14 protein-coding genes are annotated in these 13624 nt (G+C 65.0%); 6 read left to right on the plus strand and 8 right to left on the minus strand.

Features of this window, described 5'->3' with window-relative positions; all coding sequences use genetic code 11:
* Positions 1–4: 4 nt before the first annotated feature.
* The 4 genes from MKL09_RS29980 to gap all read right to left on the minus strand — a co-directional run bounded on the left by MKL09_RS29980 (position 5) and on the right by gap (position 3156).
* The gene (locus MKL09_RS29980) at positions 5–271 is read right to left on the minus strand and encodes a hypothetical protein (protein WP_244025599.1); all 267 of its coding nucleotides are present in this window, start codon (positions 269–271) and stop codon (positions 5–7) included.
* Positions 272–386: 115 nt separating this feature from the next.
* Positions 387–1589 (minus strand): phosphoglycerate kinase, encoded by a 1203-nt coding sequence (locus MKL09_RS29985; protein WP_244025600.1) that lies wholly within the window; start codon positions 1587–1589, stop codon positions 387–389.
* Between the two features lie 15 nt (positions 1590–1604).
* Entirely contained in the window at positions 1605–2063 is a 459-nt protein-coding gene (locus tag MKL09_RS29990; protein WP_244025601.1) for a hypothetical protein, read from the minus strand.
* Between the two features lie 88 nt (positions 2064–2151).
* A complete protein-coding gene (gene gap, locus MKL09_RS29995; RefSeq protein ID WP_244025602.1) occupies positions 2152–3156 on the minus strand; it encodes a type I glyceraldehyde-3-phosphate dehydrogenase in 1005 nt (334 codons plus the stop codon).
* Positions 3157–3658: 502 nt separating this feature from the next.
* Here gap and MKL09_RS30000 point away from each other — a divergent pair.
* Entirely contained in the window at positions 3659–3946 is a 288-nt protein-coding gene (locus tag MKL09_RS30000; RefSeq protein WP_244025603.1) for a DUF4164 family protein, read from the plus strand.
* 39 nt (positions 3947–3985) lie between these two features.
* The gene (locus MKL09_RS30005) at positions 3986–4381 is read left to right on the plus strand and encodes a cell division protein ZapA (RefSeq protein ID WP_244025604.1); all 396 of its coding nucleotides are present in this window, start codon (positions 3986–3988) and stop codon (positions 4379–4381) included.
* Positions 4382–4410: 29 nt separating this feature from the next.
* Here the strand turns inward: MKL09_RS30005 and MKL09_RS30010 are convergent, their stop codons facing one another.
* From MKL09_RS30010 to madL, 4 genes are all read right to left on the minus strand, one after another.
* Positions 4411–7386 (minus strand): TrlF family AAA-like ATPase, encoded by a 2976-nt coding sequence (locus MKL09_RS30010; protein WP_244025605.1) that lies wholly within the window; start codon positions 7384–7386, stop codon positions 4411–4413.
* Positions 7387–7516: 130 nt separating this feature from the next.
* Positions 7517–8188 (minus strand): GntR family transcriptional regulator, encoded by a 672-nt coding sequence (locus MKL09_RS30015; protein ID WP_244025606.1) that lies wholly within the window; start codon positions 8186–8188, stop codon positions 7517–7519.
* Positions 8189–8272: 84 nt separating this feature from the next.
* Complete coding sequence (gene madM, locus MKL09_RS30020) at positions 8273–9037, minus strand: malonate transporter subunit MadM (RefSeq protein ID WP_244025644.1); 765 nt, start codon at positions 9035–9037, stop codon at positions 8273–8275.
* A 23-nt stretch (positions 9038–9060) separates the two neighbouring features.
* Entirely contained in the window at positions 9061–9498 is a 438-nt protein-coding gene (gene madL, locus MKL09_RS30025; RefSeq protein ID WP_244025607.1) for a malonate transporter subunit MadL, read from the minus strand.
* A 225-nt stretch (positions 9499–9723) separates the two neighbouring features.
* Here madL and mdcA point away from each other — a divergent pair, with 225 nt between their 5' ends.
* The 4 genes from mdcA (at position 9724) to mdcE (ending at position 13513) form a co-directional block, all read left to right on the plus strand.
* Positions 9724–11370, plus strand: coding sequence for a malonate decarboxylase subunit alpha (gene mdcA / locus MKL09_RS30030; protein WP_244025608.1), 1647 nt, complete (start codon positions 9724–9726; stop codon positions 11368–11370).
* Positions 11371–11569: 199 nt separating this feature from the next.
* Positions 11570–11878, plus strand: coding sequence for a malonate decarboxylase acyl carrier protein (gene mdcC, locus MKL09_RS30035; protein ID WP_244025609.1), 309 nt, complete (start codon positions 11570–11572; stop codon positions 11876–11878).
* A 2-nt stretch (positions 11879–11880) separates the two neighbouring features.
* The gene (locus MKL09_RS30040) at positions 11881–12810 is read left to right on the plus strand and encodes a biotin-independent malonate decarboxylase subunit beta (protein WP_244025610.1); all 930 of its coding nucleotides are present in this window, start codon (positions 11881–11883) and stop codon (positions 12808–12810) included.
* The gene (gene mdcE, locus MKL09_RS30045; protein WP_244025611.1) at positions 12797–13513 is read left to right on the plus strand and encodes a biotin-independent malonate decarboxylase subunit gamma; all 717 of its coding nucleotides are present in this window, start codon (positions 12797–12799) and stop codon (positions 13511–13513) included. Before MKL09_RS30040 ends, mdcE begins: the two co-directional genes overlap by 14 nt.
* The last annotated feature ends 111 nt before the right edge of the window (positions 13514–13624 follow it).

The following is a 13624-nucleotide window of genomic DNA, read 5'->3' on the forward strand; positions in this document are numbered from 1 at the left end:
ACGCTTAGCTCGCCCTGTTCTCAAGGACCGCGACCCGCTCTTCGACCTCGCTGACGCGGGCATCGAAGTCGCCTGCGGTCGCGCGCATCATCACCAGCATGCCGGCAGCGTTGCGCCGGTCCTTGCGCATGCTCGTATCAAGCCGTTCGATCTGCGCTTCGAAGCGATCCATGCGCGTCTCGAGCTTGTCGAAGCGCGCGAGCGTCTCGCTGCGCAACTGCGCGATGCTGCCCTGAATGCCCTTCAGGATCTCGATCGTCGCGTTCTCCACATTGTCACTCATCGACTCAGGCCCCCCGCCGTCCGACGCCGGGAGTATAGATAGGTGCGTGCAGTCGCGGGAGGAGCGCACGCGAGGCTCCGCCGCGCGGTTTTCGGCGCGCTGGTCAGCCCTTGGCCCGCAACGCCTCGACGCCCGGCAGGGCCTTGCCCTCGAGCCATTCGAGGAAGGCGCCCCCCGCAGTCGAGACGTAGGTGAAGTCGGCGGCCACGCCCGCGTGGTTGAGGGCGGCCACGGTGTCGCCGCCGCCGGCCACCGAGACCAGTTGGCCGGCCTTGGTGCGCCCGGCCGCGTGCTTCGCGGCGGCAACCGTGGCAGCGTCGAACGGGGCGAGCTCGAAGGCGCCGAGCGGACCGTTCCAGACCAGGGTCCTGGCGCCGTCGATGGCGGCGTTGATCTCGGCCACCGAGCGCGGGCCGGCATCGAGGATCATGCTGCCCTCGGGCACGGAATCCACCGGCACGGTCTCATGCGGGGCCTGGGCCTTGAATTCGGTCGCCGCCACCGCGTCCACCGGCAGGATGATCCGGCAGCCGGCTTTGTCCGCCGCGGCCAGGATGCGGGTGGCGGTCTCGGCAAGGTCCTTCTCGCAGAGGGACTTGCCGACCGATTTTCCCTGCGCGTGCAGGAAGGTGTTGGCCATGCCGCCGCCGATCACCAGCGCATCGACCTTGGCGACGAGATTTTCCAGAAGGTCGATCTTGGACGACACCTTGGCGCCACCGACCAGCGCGATTACCGGGCGCTGCGGCGCTTCCAGGCCCTTGGTCAGGGCCTCCAGCTCGGCCTGCATCTCGCGACCGGCGAAGGCCGGCAGGCGATGGGCCAGGCCCTCGGTCGAGGCGTGGGCGCGGTGAGCGGCCGAGAACGCCTCGTTGACGTAGATGTCGCCGTTGGCCGCGAGGGCGTCCGCGAAGGCCGGGTCGTTCTTCTCCTCGCCCGCGTGGTAGCGTGTGTTCTCCAGGAGCAGAACATCGCCGTCCTTCAGGGCCGCCACCGCCCGGGCCGCGTCGTCACCGACGCAATCGGCCGCGAACGCGACCGGGCGGCCGAGCGCCTGGCTCAGCGCCGGCACCACCGGCTCCAAAGAATCCTTCGGCTCGCGCTTGCCCTTGGGGCGGCCGAAATGAGCCAGCAGGATCACCCTGGCGCCCTTGTCGGCGACCTCCCGGATGGTCGGAACGACGCGTTCAATGCGGGTCGCGTCGGTGACGCGGCCGCTCTCCATCGGCACGTTGAGATCGACGCGCATCAGCACGCGCTTGCCCGTCAGGGCGCCGGCGTCGTCGAGGGTGCGGAAGGCGCTCATGCGGTCCTGTTGCGATTACTGGGCGGTGGTGGCGGCCGGCGCCGGGATCAGGCGGTCGAGGTTCAGGCGCTGCACCGCGATCATCAGCACGACGGTGAGGACCGCGGTGATCACGGCGGTGAGCACCAGGGCGCCGGTGCCGGGCAGCCGCCGGGTGCGGTCGGCGAGCCCGCGCATCTCGGTGCGCAGGGCGGCGAGGTCCGATTGCCGGGCGGATTCATTCATCCGGCTGGCGGCATTCTCGACCTTGTCCTCGACCCGCGACAGCAGCGCCTCGGAGCGCGCGTACTTGTCCTCGATCCGCGAGCACTTGTCCTCGATGCGCGCGAGCTGGTCGATCAGGTGGCTGGCCGGCAGCCCCTGCGACGGCGTCGCGGAGACCGGAGCGGCCGCCACGGGGGGCGCGGTGGGTTTCGGCACGGGTGTCACGACAGCGCCCTGTCCGCTCGACGTGCCCTGCGAAGCGTCGGTCATCCCGGGATGATCCCTGGTTCGAGGTGAGGCCGTTCGGTTCGACAAAACGCCCGCCGCCCTTCTCCGGGCCGGCGGGCGGCAGGTTTCTTCAGAGGAGCTTGGCCATCGCCACGGCCGTGTCGGCCATGCGGTTCGAGAAGCCCCACTCGTTGTCGTACCAGGACAGGATCCGCACGAAGGTGCCGTCCATGACCTTGGTCTGGTCGAGGTGGAAGGTCGAGGAATGCGGGTCGTGGTTGAAGTCGATCGACACGTTCGGCCGGTCGGTCACGCCGAGCACGCCCTTGAGCGGGCCCGCGGCGGCGGCCTTGATCGCGTCGTTGATCTCCTGGACCGAGGTGGCGCGCTTGGCCGTGAACACCAGGTCCACCGCCGAGACGTTCGGGGTCGGCACGCGGATCGCGGTGCCGTCGAGCTTGCCCTTCAGCTCCGGCAGGACCAGGCCCACCGCCTTGGCGGCGCCCGTGGAGGTCGGGATCATCGACAGCGCGGCGGCGCGGCCCCGGTAGAGATCCTTGTGCATCTGGTCCAGCGACGGCTGGTCGTTGGTGTAGGAGTGGATCGTGGTCATGAAGCCGCGCTCGATGCCCGCCGCCGCGTCCAGCACCTGGGCGACCGGCGCCAGGCAGTTGGTGGTGCAGGAGGCGTTCGAGACCACGAGGTGCTCGGCGGTCAGCTTGTCGTGGTTGACGCCGTAGACCACGGTCAGGTCGGCGCCGTCGGCCGGGGCCGAGACCAGGACGCGCTTGGCGCCGGCGTCGAGATGGGCCTTGGCCTTGTCCTTCGAGGTGAAGATGCCGGTGCATTCCAGGGCGATGTCGACGCCGAGATCGCGGTGCGGCAGCTCGGCCGGGTTGCGCACGGCCGTGACCTTGATGCGCTTGCCGTTGACCACCAGGAACTCGCCGTCCACCGCGACCTCGCCGGGGAACCGGCCGTGCACGGAATCGAAGCGGAGCAGGTGGGCGTTGGTCTCAACCGGGCCGAGATCGTTGATCGCCACGACCTCGATGTCGGTCCGGCCGGCTTCCGCGATGGCGCGCAGGACGTTGCGGCCGATGCGTCCGAACCCGTTGATGGCAACCTTCGTCACGGCGTCACTCCTTCCTGATGCGGCTCACCGCGCGCCGGACCGGCGGGGACGATCCTCGGCGCGGTCTCGGCAGCCCGGGTCCAGGCCGACCGGGCGGGGCGGATCTGGGCGGGCGGATTTGAACCTGCGATGAACTGGGCCGGGAAAGGCCGGGCTCCGCTTCCCTCACGCGTCGGCTCCGACGGTGGCGGCAGGGGTCTCGGGACTGTCACGGACCGGCCATCCGGCATGTCTCTTGCGGTCTCTTTCGAGGGCGCGCGGCTGTCTAACATGGCACCTCGACCTGTCAAACGCACGCCTGTGACAAACACGGGCGTCTCCCACATCCAATAAACAGGCTTGCGCGGCGGCGATTGCTGAGCCGCGCGGGTGCGGAAGCGGACCGACATTTCGGACTGGCATTCCGGGGGCATCCGGCCGAAACTTGCACCCCTGACGCATCGCCCTATCCCGAACGCCGTCCACCCCGGTTCGGGACGATGCGCGCGGCACGCGGAGCCCCATGGCCGACGACACCACAGACCCGAGCCCGATCGACGACGCCTTCGCCCGGCTCGACGCCGCGCTGGCCCGCCTGGACGCGGTGGTGGCCCGCCGCCTGGAGGCCGAGGCCGCGCCCGACGACCGGGATGCCGAGTTGGCGCTGATGGACGAGGACCGGGCCCGGCTCGCCGCCGCCCTCGACGCGGCGAGCGCGCATCTGGCCGATGTCGAGGCCACGACCGGCGTGGTCGGCCAACGGCTCGACCGCGCGATCCAGACGGTCCAGGGCGTGCTCGGCCGCGCCTGACCGGTCCCTTCCCCGCGCTGCCGCCCACCGGAGCGAGCCTTGCCCCAGATCAACGTGACCATCGACGGAAAGCTCTACCGCATGGCCTGCGGCGCCGGCGAGGAGGCCCATCTCACCGGCCTGGCCGAGGGCTTTGGGACGCGCATCGGCGAGATGCGCAAGAGTTTTGGCGAGATCGGCGACATGCGCCTGCAGGTGATGGCCGCCCTGACCATCGCCGACGAGCTGGCCGAGCTGCGCGCCCGCCACGCCGCCCTGGAGGCCGAGACGGCCGCGCTGCGCAAGACCGCCGAGGCCGCCGAGCGCAGCCGCGCCGAGGACGCCGCGCGCGCCGCCGATGGGATCGGGCGGGCGGCCGAGCGGATTGGGAAGCTGGCGGATTCGCTTGGTGGGAGCGGAGTGGGGAAGAGTGGGGTGGCTCGGGAGGTGGTGTGAGGCAGAGTGGTGGTTTCAGCAGGAGCGTCTCAACGCCTCAACGTCACACGCAAACGTCGGGCACGCTCCTGAAAAGCCACGTCACCACCTTCTAGGATATCGCAAACGGCCTTCCTTATATCAGCATTCTCGAGTCCGCCCGGCTTGTAGCGAATTGATGGCAAGCCTCGACCTGGCTGAGGCCCTGATGTAGCAACAATAATTTGGTCGGCGTCCGTGTTGATAACCAAATTTGCATTATGCGTTACCATAATAACCTGACGCTTTACCTTCGCGTCCACGAATAGTCCAACGAGCTCTTGATAGATTGACAAAGGATCGAGATTTTCTTCCGGCTGATCGATAATCAATGGACGATCATCACGGTTGTCCAAAACCAGATAAAGTAAAAGTAAGACTACTCCGCGTGTCCCTGGAGATAATTTGCGAATATCTAGCCCGTCGTAGTCAATGCTGTACTGAATCGATATGTGCGAGGTATCAAATATCCAATGCGCAAATTTCTTGAGCCATGCGCGAAAATCTTCTTGGCTTGCCTTTGAGACGCGCGAATGTGATAATAACTCGTTTTGATTTTCCGATCTAAAGCGCTTCATCGCCTCTCTAATATCTTCCGCGCTACCCGTCTCCCATGCTGGCTTAAGCAATTCTTCTGCGATCTGCTGTAAGGAACCTTTTCCTCTGAATGGACCTGTACGTCTCAAATCTAACAGTTCATTCTGCGCGTATTCAGCCCAGCGAGCTACATCTGCAACCCGCTTTACGGAAAAAGAAAGTTTGGACAGAGTACCAGTCGCGCCATCAAGACGTTCCATTAAAGGCGCATATAGTTCTTCTAGTACTGTTTGCTCACTCAGAATTGCCTCAAAAACTCGGAGATATGTATAATTTCGTTCTTCAATCAGGGATTCTGCACGTTCCTTAGCTTGCTGACAATCCTTCAATTTTTCTTCGACGCGCTGAAGTGATACGTTTTCTTCTGATATCTTTCTTGATATTGCGGCAAATTTCTGTGCGGCGACTTTGTCAATGTTGATCAGTTTTTCCAGTCTCGCAATTTCTGCTTCGAGAGAAGACAGTGACTGCCTATTGAGATCAGCCTCATCAGACAGAAGAGGGTGATCTAAATCTATTCGCGCAACATGGGGTTTTCCACGCCAACTTTCCACTTGTTCTTCAACTTTTTTAATATGCTCAACCAATGAGGTATCTACATCTCCTTTATAATCTAGCAGAAATGCCTGCCACTCGTCCCCTTCTATACCTGTCGCACGGAACCGCTCTTGAGAGAGGCGCAGCTTTTCTGGTGCCTGATTGCGTCGCAAATCGCCTACTTCGTCTCGGAGAGCTAGCAACGCTTGCTCCCGATTCCGAAATGCGCGTAAATAGCCACGCACTTTTTCAGCCGCAACCGTCAATTCTCCAAGGCGCTTCATTCGTATTTCGCTACCTTTGACGACTAATTGATCACGATCCTTTTTATACGAATCAAGAATCGCTCTTGCGCGGACTGCTTGCCTATCGACTTCAGGGCATATGCGATCCTTCTCTAGCTCAGACCCTATGCGCCCAGATAACAGAGTTAGAGCCGCTTCCTCCCGTTCACGAGCAATCCTATATCTTGAAGCTTTTAGTTCCAGAAGTTCTGAAAAACTTACCGTATTTTCCTTAGAAGACAAATCGTGGGCTTCAAAAACTACACGTTCAATTTCCCTAAGCAAAGCATCGGTCATTCCAGTTGCCGAGCATAAATCTTCGACAAACTGCTGGGATAGGTATCTCGCTCTGGGAAATTGAAGCTCTTCTGAACTGATGCAATCATCAAGCTTGCATGTTGTCTGACTGCCGTTTCCCCATGTAATTTTTACTATAGTATCAGACAACTCTTCGCGTGCGCGCACTAAAAATGATTGCGGATTAAGAGGTTCGCCAACGGCATGGCAGCCGGCCGCGATCATATCGGCTAAGGCAGTCTTTCCAGAACCTCGTGCGCCGATAATGGCGACGAGACCTGGGTTCAACAACAGTACTGGCGATTTTGCCCAGGGAGCTCCAAGCAACTCAATACTATATATTACTTGAGATGGAGATGCAGACTCGGGAGGAAATGCTCCTACAAACGCACGACTGCTGGGGTCAATACAGGCATGGCGCAGGGCGTCGAAGGTAGCTTCGCCTTTAATCCAAGAATATCGCTCCTCAAATGGGACGCCGACTTTACTTGCAGTGTGCGCATCCAAACCGTGTAAGCACGGCTTCAAGCAACCATAACGAGCGCGAACGTCATCCGCTGACAAAATACCCTCACCGAGCCAAAAAGGACGTTGGCTTGGGGTGCTAGAGAATACTATATGTGCAAATGTCTCTATCTCTTGACGAAGAGTTTGATCCGCCGCATCTCGAATACCAGACGTGCCATCCGCGCCACCAGCAACAGCCACTAAAATATTTTCTTCAGCCCACCTGTCTTTTTTATATTCGGTCTTCAACTGTGTAAAATTGACTTTAAATTGTTCGCAGCCCTTTTTGAGTGCGGCCTCGTCATCCTTGATAGCTGAGTCTGATCGCTTCCCAAGCCGTATTAGTTCATCAGGCGTGCATGGGAATGTGGTTCCGAAAGCTTCAAAAGTGAGTCGCGCGAGAAAGCGATGCAATTCGGTTAAGTGATCTTCCTTTTCCGGACTAACAAGAAGGTGAATGTTTGCCCAGTTGCCCTTAACCGTTCCGACTGCCAAACGCATCTCAACATTAGGAAATATTAATTTACAATACTGAAGGCGCCCAGATTTCTTCGCGTCTGCAACTTGTTTGTAGGTCCTAGTTAAATAGTAATCGGTTGCGCCGATGGCAACGATTGGTGGATCGGCATTTTCTAAAGCCGTGAGATATGCGTTCCAGTCGCCACGGAACTGGTCATTGAGTACGGTTCCGGGCGCATGAATATGCGGGTCCCACCGCTGCCACCGTGATCCAGGATTTAGATTCTGAGCTTGAGCAGGGTGCATTCACAAGGCGTACCTGACTACCTCACGTTCGCCAAGCTTGACGGCTGTATGGCCGGCACCGCGACTTGCAAGAAAAAATTCGCTTTGCGTATCGCTTGTAACTGGCGCATGCGCCAAGAATATTACCCCCTCAGGAAACCGTATCCGCAATAAACCGCCCCAACGCCGCCGCGGCCCGCAGCATGTGCGCGCGCATCCGCCGGGCGGCCAGCTCGCCGTCGCCCTCGGCAATCGCCGAAAGGATCTCGCCGTGCTCGTCCCAAGACCGGCGGATCCGGTCGGCGTGGCGGAGCTGGGTCCGGCGGAAGGCGGCCAGGCGCTCGCGGATCGCCAGGGCCTGCTCGGCCATGAAGCCGTTATGGGTCGCTGCGTAGAGCGACTCGTGGAAGGCGCGGTTGAGCCGGTCGTAGGCGTCCACGTCCCCGGCTTCCACGGCGGCGGCGGAATCCGCGTGGAGGTCCATCAGCCGGCCCCGCTCCAGCGGCGTCATCCGGTAGGTCGCGAGCCGGGCGCAGAGCGCCTCGATTTCCGCGGTGGTCTCGAACATGTCGGCGATGCGCTCCGGCGTCAGCCGGGCCACCACCACGCCCCGGCGGGGCCGGACCTCGACCAGCCCCGAGGCCGCGAGCTGGCGCAGGGCCTCCCGCACCGGGGTGCGCGAGGCGCCGTAGCGCTGGGCGAGGTTCTGCTCGTCGAGCGCCGTCCCGGCCGGGAGTTCGCCCGAGGTGATCGCGTCGGTGAGCGCGTTGCGGATCCGGTCCGAGAGCAGGCCGCTGTCGATCGTCTGGATTTCGCCGTGCATCCGCTGGTCCCGCGCCCCTTCAGATCGGGCGCGCTCACTGACGCCGAACCGGTATCCCCTGCGACGGCGAGCGCTTCGGAACGCTCAACCGACCAGCGCCCGCACCGTCAAGTAGAAGATCGAGGGACCGACCAGGCAGCCGATTCCGGTGTGGAAGGTGGCCGTGAGCGCCCCGTAGGGCACGAGCTTCGGGTCGGTCGCCGCGAGGCCACCGGCGACGCCGCTCACCGTGCCCATCAGCCCGCCATAGGCCATGGCCGAGCGCGGGTTGTCGAGGCCGATCAGCTTGGCGACCAGCGGCGTGCCGACCATCACCATCACGGCCTTGGTCACCCCGGTCGCGATGGACAGCGCCATGACGGTGGAATCCGCCCCGATCGCCGCCCCGGTCACCGGGCCGACGATGTAGGTGATCGCCCCGGCCCCGATCGTCGTGATCGAGACCGCGTCGTGGTAGCCGAACGCGACCGCCGTGAGCGTGCCGACGAGGAACGGAATGATCGTGCCGAGCGCCAGCGCCAGCACGCCGATCAGCCCGGCCCGCCGGGCCTCGGTCACGTCCACCTCGAAGGCGGTGGCGACGATGGCGAAGTCACGCAGCATCGCCCCGCCCATCAGGCCGATCCCGGCCAGCGCCGGGATGTCGGCGATGCCCTTCTTCCCGCCGGTATACAGACCGCCGAAATAGGCGAGCACCAGCCCGAGCACGATCGCGATGGCCGAGCCGTGAACGCGGCCCTTCGTGAAGCGTTTGGCTGCCAGGTTGGAGACGAGGATCAGCGCCCCGACGACCGCGAAGGCCGCCACCAGGCTCTGCTCGATGAAGACATGCTCGATGCCGTGCCAGATCTGATGTCCGAGTTCCATGGCGCTCACCCCTGCTTCCCGGCCGGCACCGGATCGGCCTCGCCGCCGATCACCGATCCGCCGTGCTCGACCGCCGGGCTGCCTGGGTCGCGCCGCCCGATCCGGCTGAGCAGCGCCACGGCGCCGAAGCACAGGACCAGGGAGCCGGTCGCCGCGATGATCACGATCGGGCCGCCGCTCACCGCCGCGACCACGTTCTGCTGGGCCGCCATGGCGACCACGATCGGGATGTACATGCCGGCCCAGAACTCGACGCCGAACTGGATGCCCTTGGTCAGGCCGCCCCGGCGGGACAGCCAGAGCCGGGCGAGAATCAGCAGGATCATGGCGATGCCGACGCCGCCGACATTGGCCTTCACCCCCAGTGCGACGCCGAGGAGATCGCCGAGATACACGCCGATCAGCGTGCACGCGGCCAGGAGGGCGACACCCAGGACGATCATCGGCGTTGCCCTCCGGCAGGACCGTTCTCGGCGCAGCGCAGCGCCCGTTTCGACGCGCTCGGCATGGGGCGTTTCCTTCCCGAATCAGTCCGTTGTTGGTTGTCGACCAGTATGCAAGATATTGACACTTCGGCAATCCCGTATACGAAACCGTGATAACTTTCGCTTTGAAAATGCCGGATCGCGGGCATATCCTGCCTCTTGCATACCATAGGAGACAGCTGGATGACCCAGTGGCGCGGCGAACGAGAGGCGCGCGACGCCCGCATCGCGGCGGGGCGCGCCCATGCCGACGGCAAGGTCGTCCCGGCCGATGCCGTGGTCGATCTGCTGGAGGCGGTGCTCCGCCCCGGCGACCGGGTCTGCCTGGAGGGCGACAACCAGAAGCAGGCCGATTGCCTGGCCCGGGGGCTCGCCGCCTGCGACCCGGGCAAGGTCCACGACCTGCACATGGTCCAGTCGGGCATCGTGCTGCCGGAGCATCTCGACGTGTTCGAGACCGGCATCGCCAAACGGCTCGACTATTCCTATTCCGGCCCGCAGGGCGCCCGCATCGCCAAGATGCTCTACGGTGGCCAGATCCAGCTCGGCGCGGTGCATACCTATCTCGAGCTGTTCGCCCGCTACTTCGTCGATCTCACGCCGAACGTGGCGCTGATCGCCGGCGTCTCGGCCGACCGGGACGGCAACCTCTATACCGGCCCCAACACCGAGGACACGCCCACCGTCGTGGAGGCCACCGCCTTCAAGAACGGCGTGGTCATCGCCCAGGTGAACCAGATCGTCGACACGGTGCCGCGGGTCGACATCCCGGGCGACCGGATCGACTTCGTGGTCGAAGCCGACACGCCGTTCTATGTGGAGCCGCTGTTCACCCGCGACCCGGCGGCGATGACCGAGACCCAGATCCTGATCGCCATGATGGCGATCAAGGGCATTTATTCGGAATACGGCATCCGCCGCCTCAATCACGGGATCGGATTCGGCACCGCCGCCATCGAACTGCTCTTGCCGACCTACGGCGAGAAGCTCGGGCTCAAGGGCCAGATCTGCACCCACTGGGCGCTCAATCCGCACCCGACCCTGATCCCGGCGATCGAATCCGGCTGGGTCCAGCAGGTCCACTGCTTCGGCTCGGAAGTCGGCATGGACCGCTACATCCGCGCACGCCCGGACATCTTCTTCACCGGGGCCGACGGCTCCCTGCGCTCGAACCGGGCCTTCTGCCAGACCGCCGGCCTCTACGCCTGCGACATGTTCATCGGCGCGACGCTCCAGATCGACCTGATGGGCCATTCCTCGACGATCACGCAGTCGCGGGTGGCGGGCTTCGGCGGCGCGCCCAACATGGGCTCCGACCCGCATGGCCGCCGCCACCCGTCCGATCCCTGGATGAAGGCCGGCCGCGAGGGCCAGATCGTCGGCGATCCGGCGCTGATGCGCGGCCGCAAGCTGGTGGTGCAACTGGTCGAGACCTTCGGGGAGAAGCTGGTGCCGACCTTCGTAGAGAAGCTGGATGCCTTGGAGCTGGCGAAGAAGATCGGGCTCGAGCTGGCGCCGGTGATGATCTACGCCGACGACGTCACCCACATCGTCACCGAGGAGGGCATCGCCAACCTCCTGCTGTGCCGCGACGCCGACGAGCGCGAGCAGGCGATCCGCGGCGTCGCCGGCTACACCGATGTCGGCCGCGGCCGGGACCGCGCCAAGGTCGAAGAATTGCGCGCCCGCGGCGTGATCCGCCGTCCCGAGGATCTCGGCATCGAACCCCTCGACGCCGACCGGGCGCTCTTGGCCGCGAAATCGATCAAGGATCTGGTGCACTGGTCGGGCGGCCTCTACGAGCCGCCCGCGAAGTTCCGGAACTGGTGAGACGACCGCGATGGGCCGGCCACTCCCATCCGCACCCTCATCCTGAGGTGCCGCGCGATCGCAGATCGCACGGCCTCGAAGGAGGCCTCCAGAGGCCGCTCAGATCACGGGAGGGCTCCTTCGAGGCCTCCGCTACGCTCCGGCACCTCAGGATGAGGTGTTCTGTTTGGATGACGGGACGTCCTGCGAGGAACCGACCATGGAATCCCTGACCTTCCGCCACACCACCCAAAAGCCGCTGCCCGGCTCGGTGCCGAACGCCATCACAGGCGTGGTAGCGTCGGGCAATCTGGAGATCCTGCTGGAGCGGGTGCTGCCGCCCGATGCCTGCGAGGTTGCCATCGAGACGCCGATCGCCGGCTACGGCCCTGTCTGGGAGGCGGTGGTGGCGGATTTCGTCGCCCGCGCCCAGCCCGGCGGCCTGCGCATCAGCATCAATGATGGCGGCGCCCGTCCCGACACCGTATCCCTGCGCCTGCTCCAGGGCGCCCGGCTGATGGAGGCCTGACCATGGCTGGCGCGCACGCCGCGAGCACCGATCCCGACGCCCTGAGCTGGTACGAGGCCACCGCCCGCCAGCGCGTGGTCGCTCTGGCCGATCCCGGCAGCTTCCAGGAGTTCCTGCCCCCGACCGAGCGGCGCATGAGCCCGCACCTGCCGCTGTTCGACCTGCCGCGGGCCTTCGACGACGGCATCGTGGTCGGCCGCGCCGCGCTCGACGGCAAGCCGGTGCTGGTGGCCGCCCAGGAGGGCCGGTTCATGGGCGGCGCCTTCGGGGAGATCCACGGCGCGAAGCTCGTCGGGCTCCTGCGCGCCGCGCTCACCCTGAAGCCCGCGGCCGTGCTGATCCTGTTCGATACCGGCGGCGTCCGGCTCCAGGAGGCCAATGCCGGCGAGACCGCCATCGCCGAGACCATGCGGGCGATCGTCGATGTCCGCGCGGCCGGCATCCCGGTGATCGGGCTGATCGGCGGCCGGGCCGGCTGCTACGGCGGCGGCGGGTTGATCGCCGGCACCTGCTCGCGGCTCGCCGTCTCTGAGGGCGGCCGGATCTCGGTCTCGGGCCCCGAGGTGATCGAGACCAACAAGGGCGCGGAAGAGTTCGATTCCCGCGACCGGGCGCTGGTCTGGCGGACCATGGGCGGAAAGCACCGACGGCTGATCGGCGGCGCCGACGCCTTCTGCACCGACAGCGTCTCGGCCTTCCGCGAAGCCGCCCTCGACCTGATCGGCCGGGCGCCCGCCTTCGACCTCGCGACCCTGGAGGCCGAGCAGGCGCGGCTCGAATCCCGGATCGCGCGCTTCGGCGATTGCCGGGACGCCACCGAAATCTGGGCCCGGCTTGGCGTCAACGACTCGGAGGCGGTGCCCGCCATGGACACGCGCGCCTTCGACGAGACCGTGTCCCGGGTGAGGGAGGCCGACCATGACGCTCGCTGAGATCCTGGCCGGGTTATTTCCGCAGGGCCATTCCGTCACGGTCCGCGACGGTCTCGTGACCGGGAGCGGCTCGTTCGGGCAAGGCAACCTTCTCGTCGTCGGGGTCGACGGCGACACGCCGCTCGGGGTCGACGGGGCGCTGATCCTGTCGCGCGCCGTGCTCGACGCGGTGCGGGCGGGCGACAAGGCGCCGATCCTGGTGGTGGTCGATTCCGACAGCCAGCGCATGAGCCGGCGCGACGAGCTTTTGGGGCTCAACGAGTATCTGGCCCATCTTGCCAAGGCGCTGCTGCTCGCCGACCGCTCCGCCCACCCGACCATCGGTCTGATCTACGGCCACTCGGCCGCCGGCGCCTTCATCGCCACCGCGCTGGCGACCCGGATCCTGGCGGCGCTGCCCGGCGCCAACCCGAGCGTGATGGACCTGCCCTCGGTGGCGAAGGTGACCAAGCTGCCGCTCGACACGCTACGAGAGATGGCGAAATCGACCCCGGTCTTCGCTCCCGGCCTCGACAACATGGTGGCGACCGGCGCGGTCCACGTCGTGCTCGATCCAGGCCAGCCGCTCGACGGCCAGATCCGCGACCTGATCGCCAACCTGCAGCCCGGCGACGACCGGGATCGCCTCGGCGAAGAGCGCGGCGGCCGGCCGGTGGCGCGGGGGATCAGCGCGGCGGTGATCGCGCAGGCCGGGCGCGGGTAGGGCCCACACCGAAAACCGTCATCGCGAGCGGAGGGAAGCAACCCATGTGTAGACGGCCCCGTTCTCGCAAGGGGTGGTGAGGGATTTCTCGGGCGTTCGCTTGCCTCCCTG

It is taken from the genome of Methylobacterium sp. J-048 (assembly GCF_022829515.1).
Lineage (GTDB): Bacteria > Pseudomonadota > Alphaproteobacteria > Rhizobiales > Beijerinckiaceae > Methylobacterium.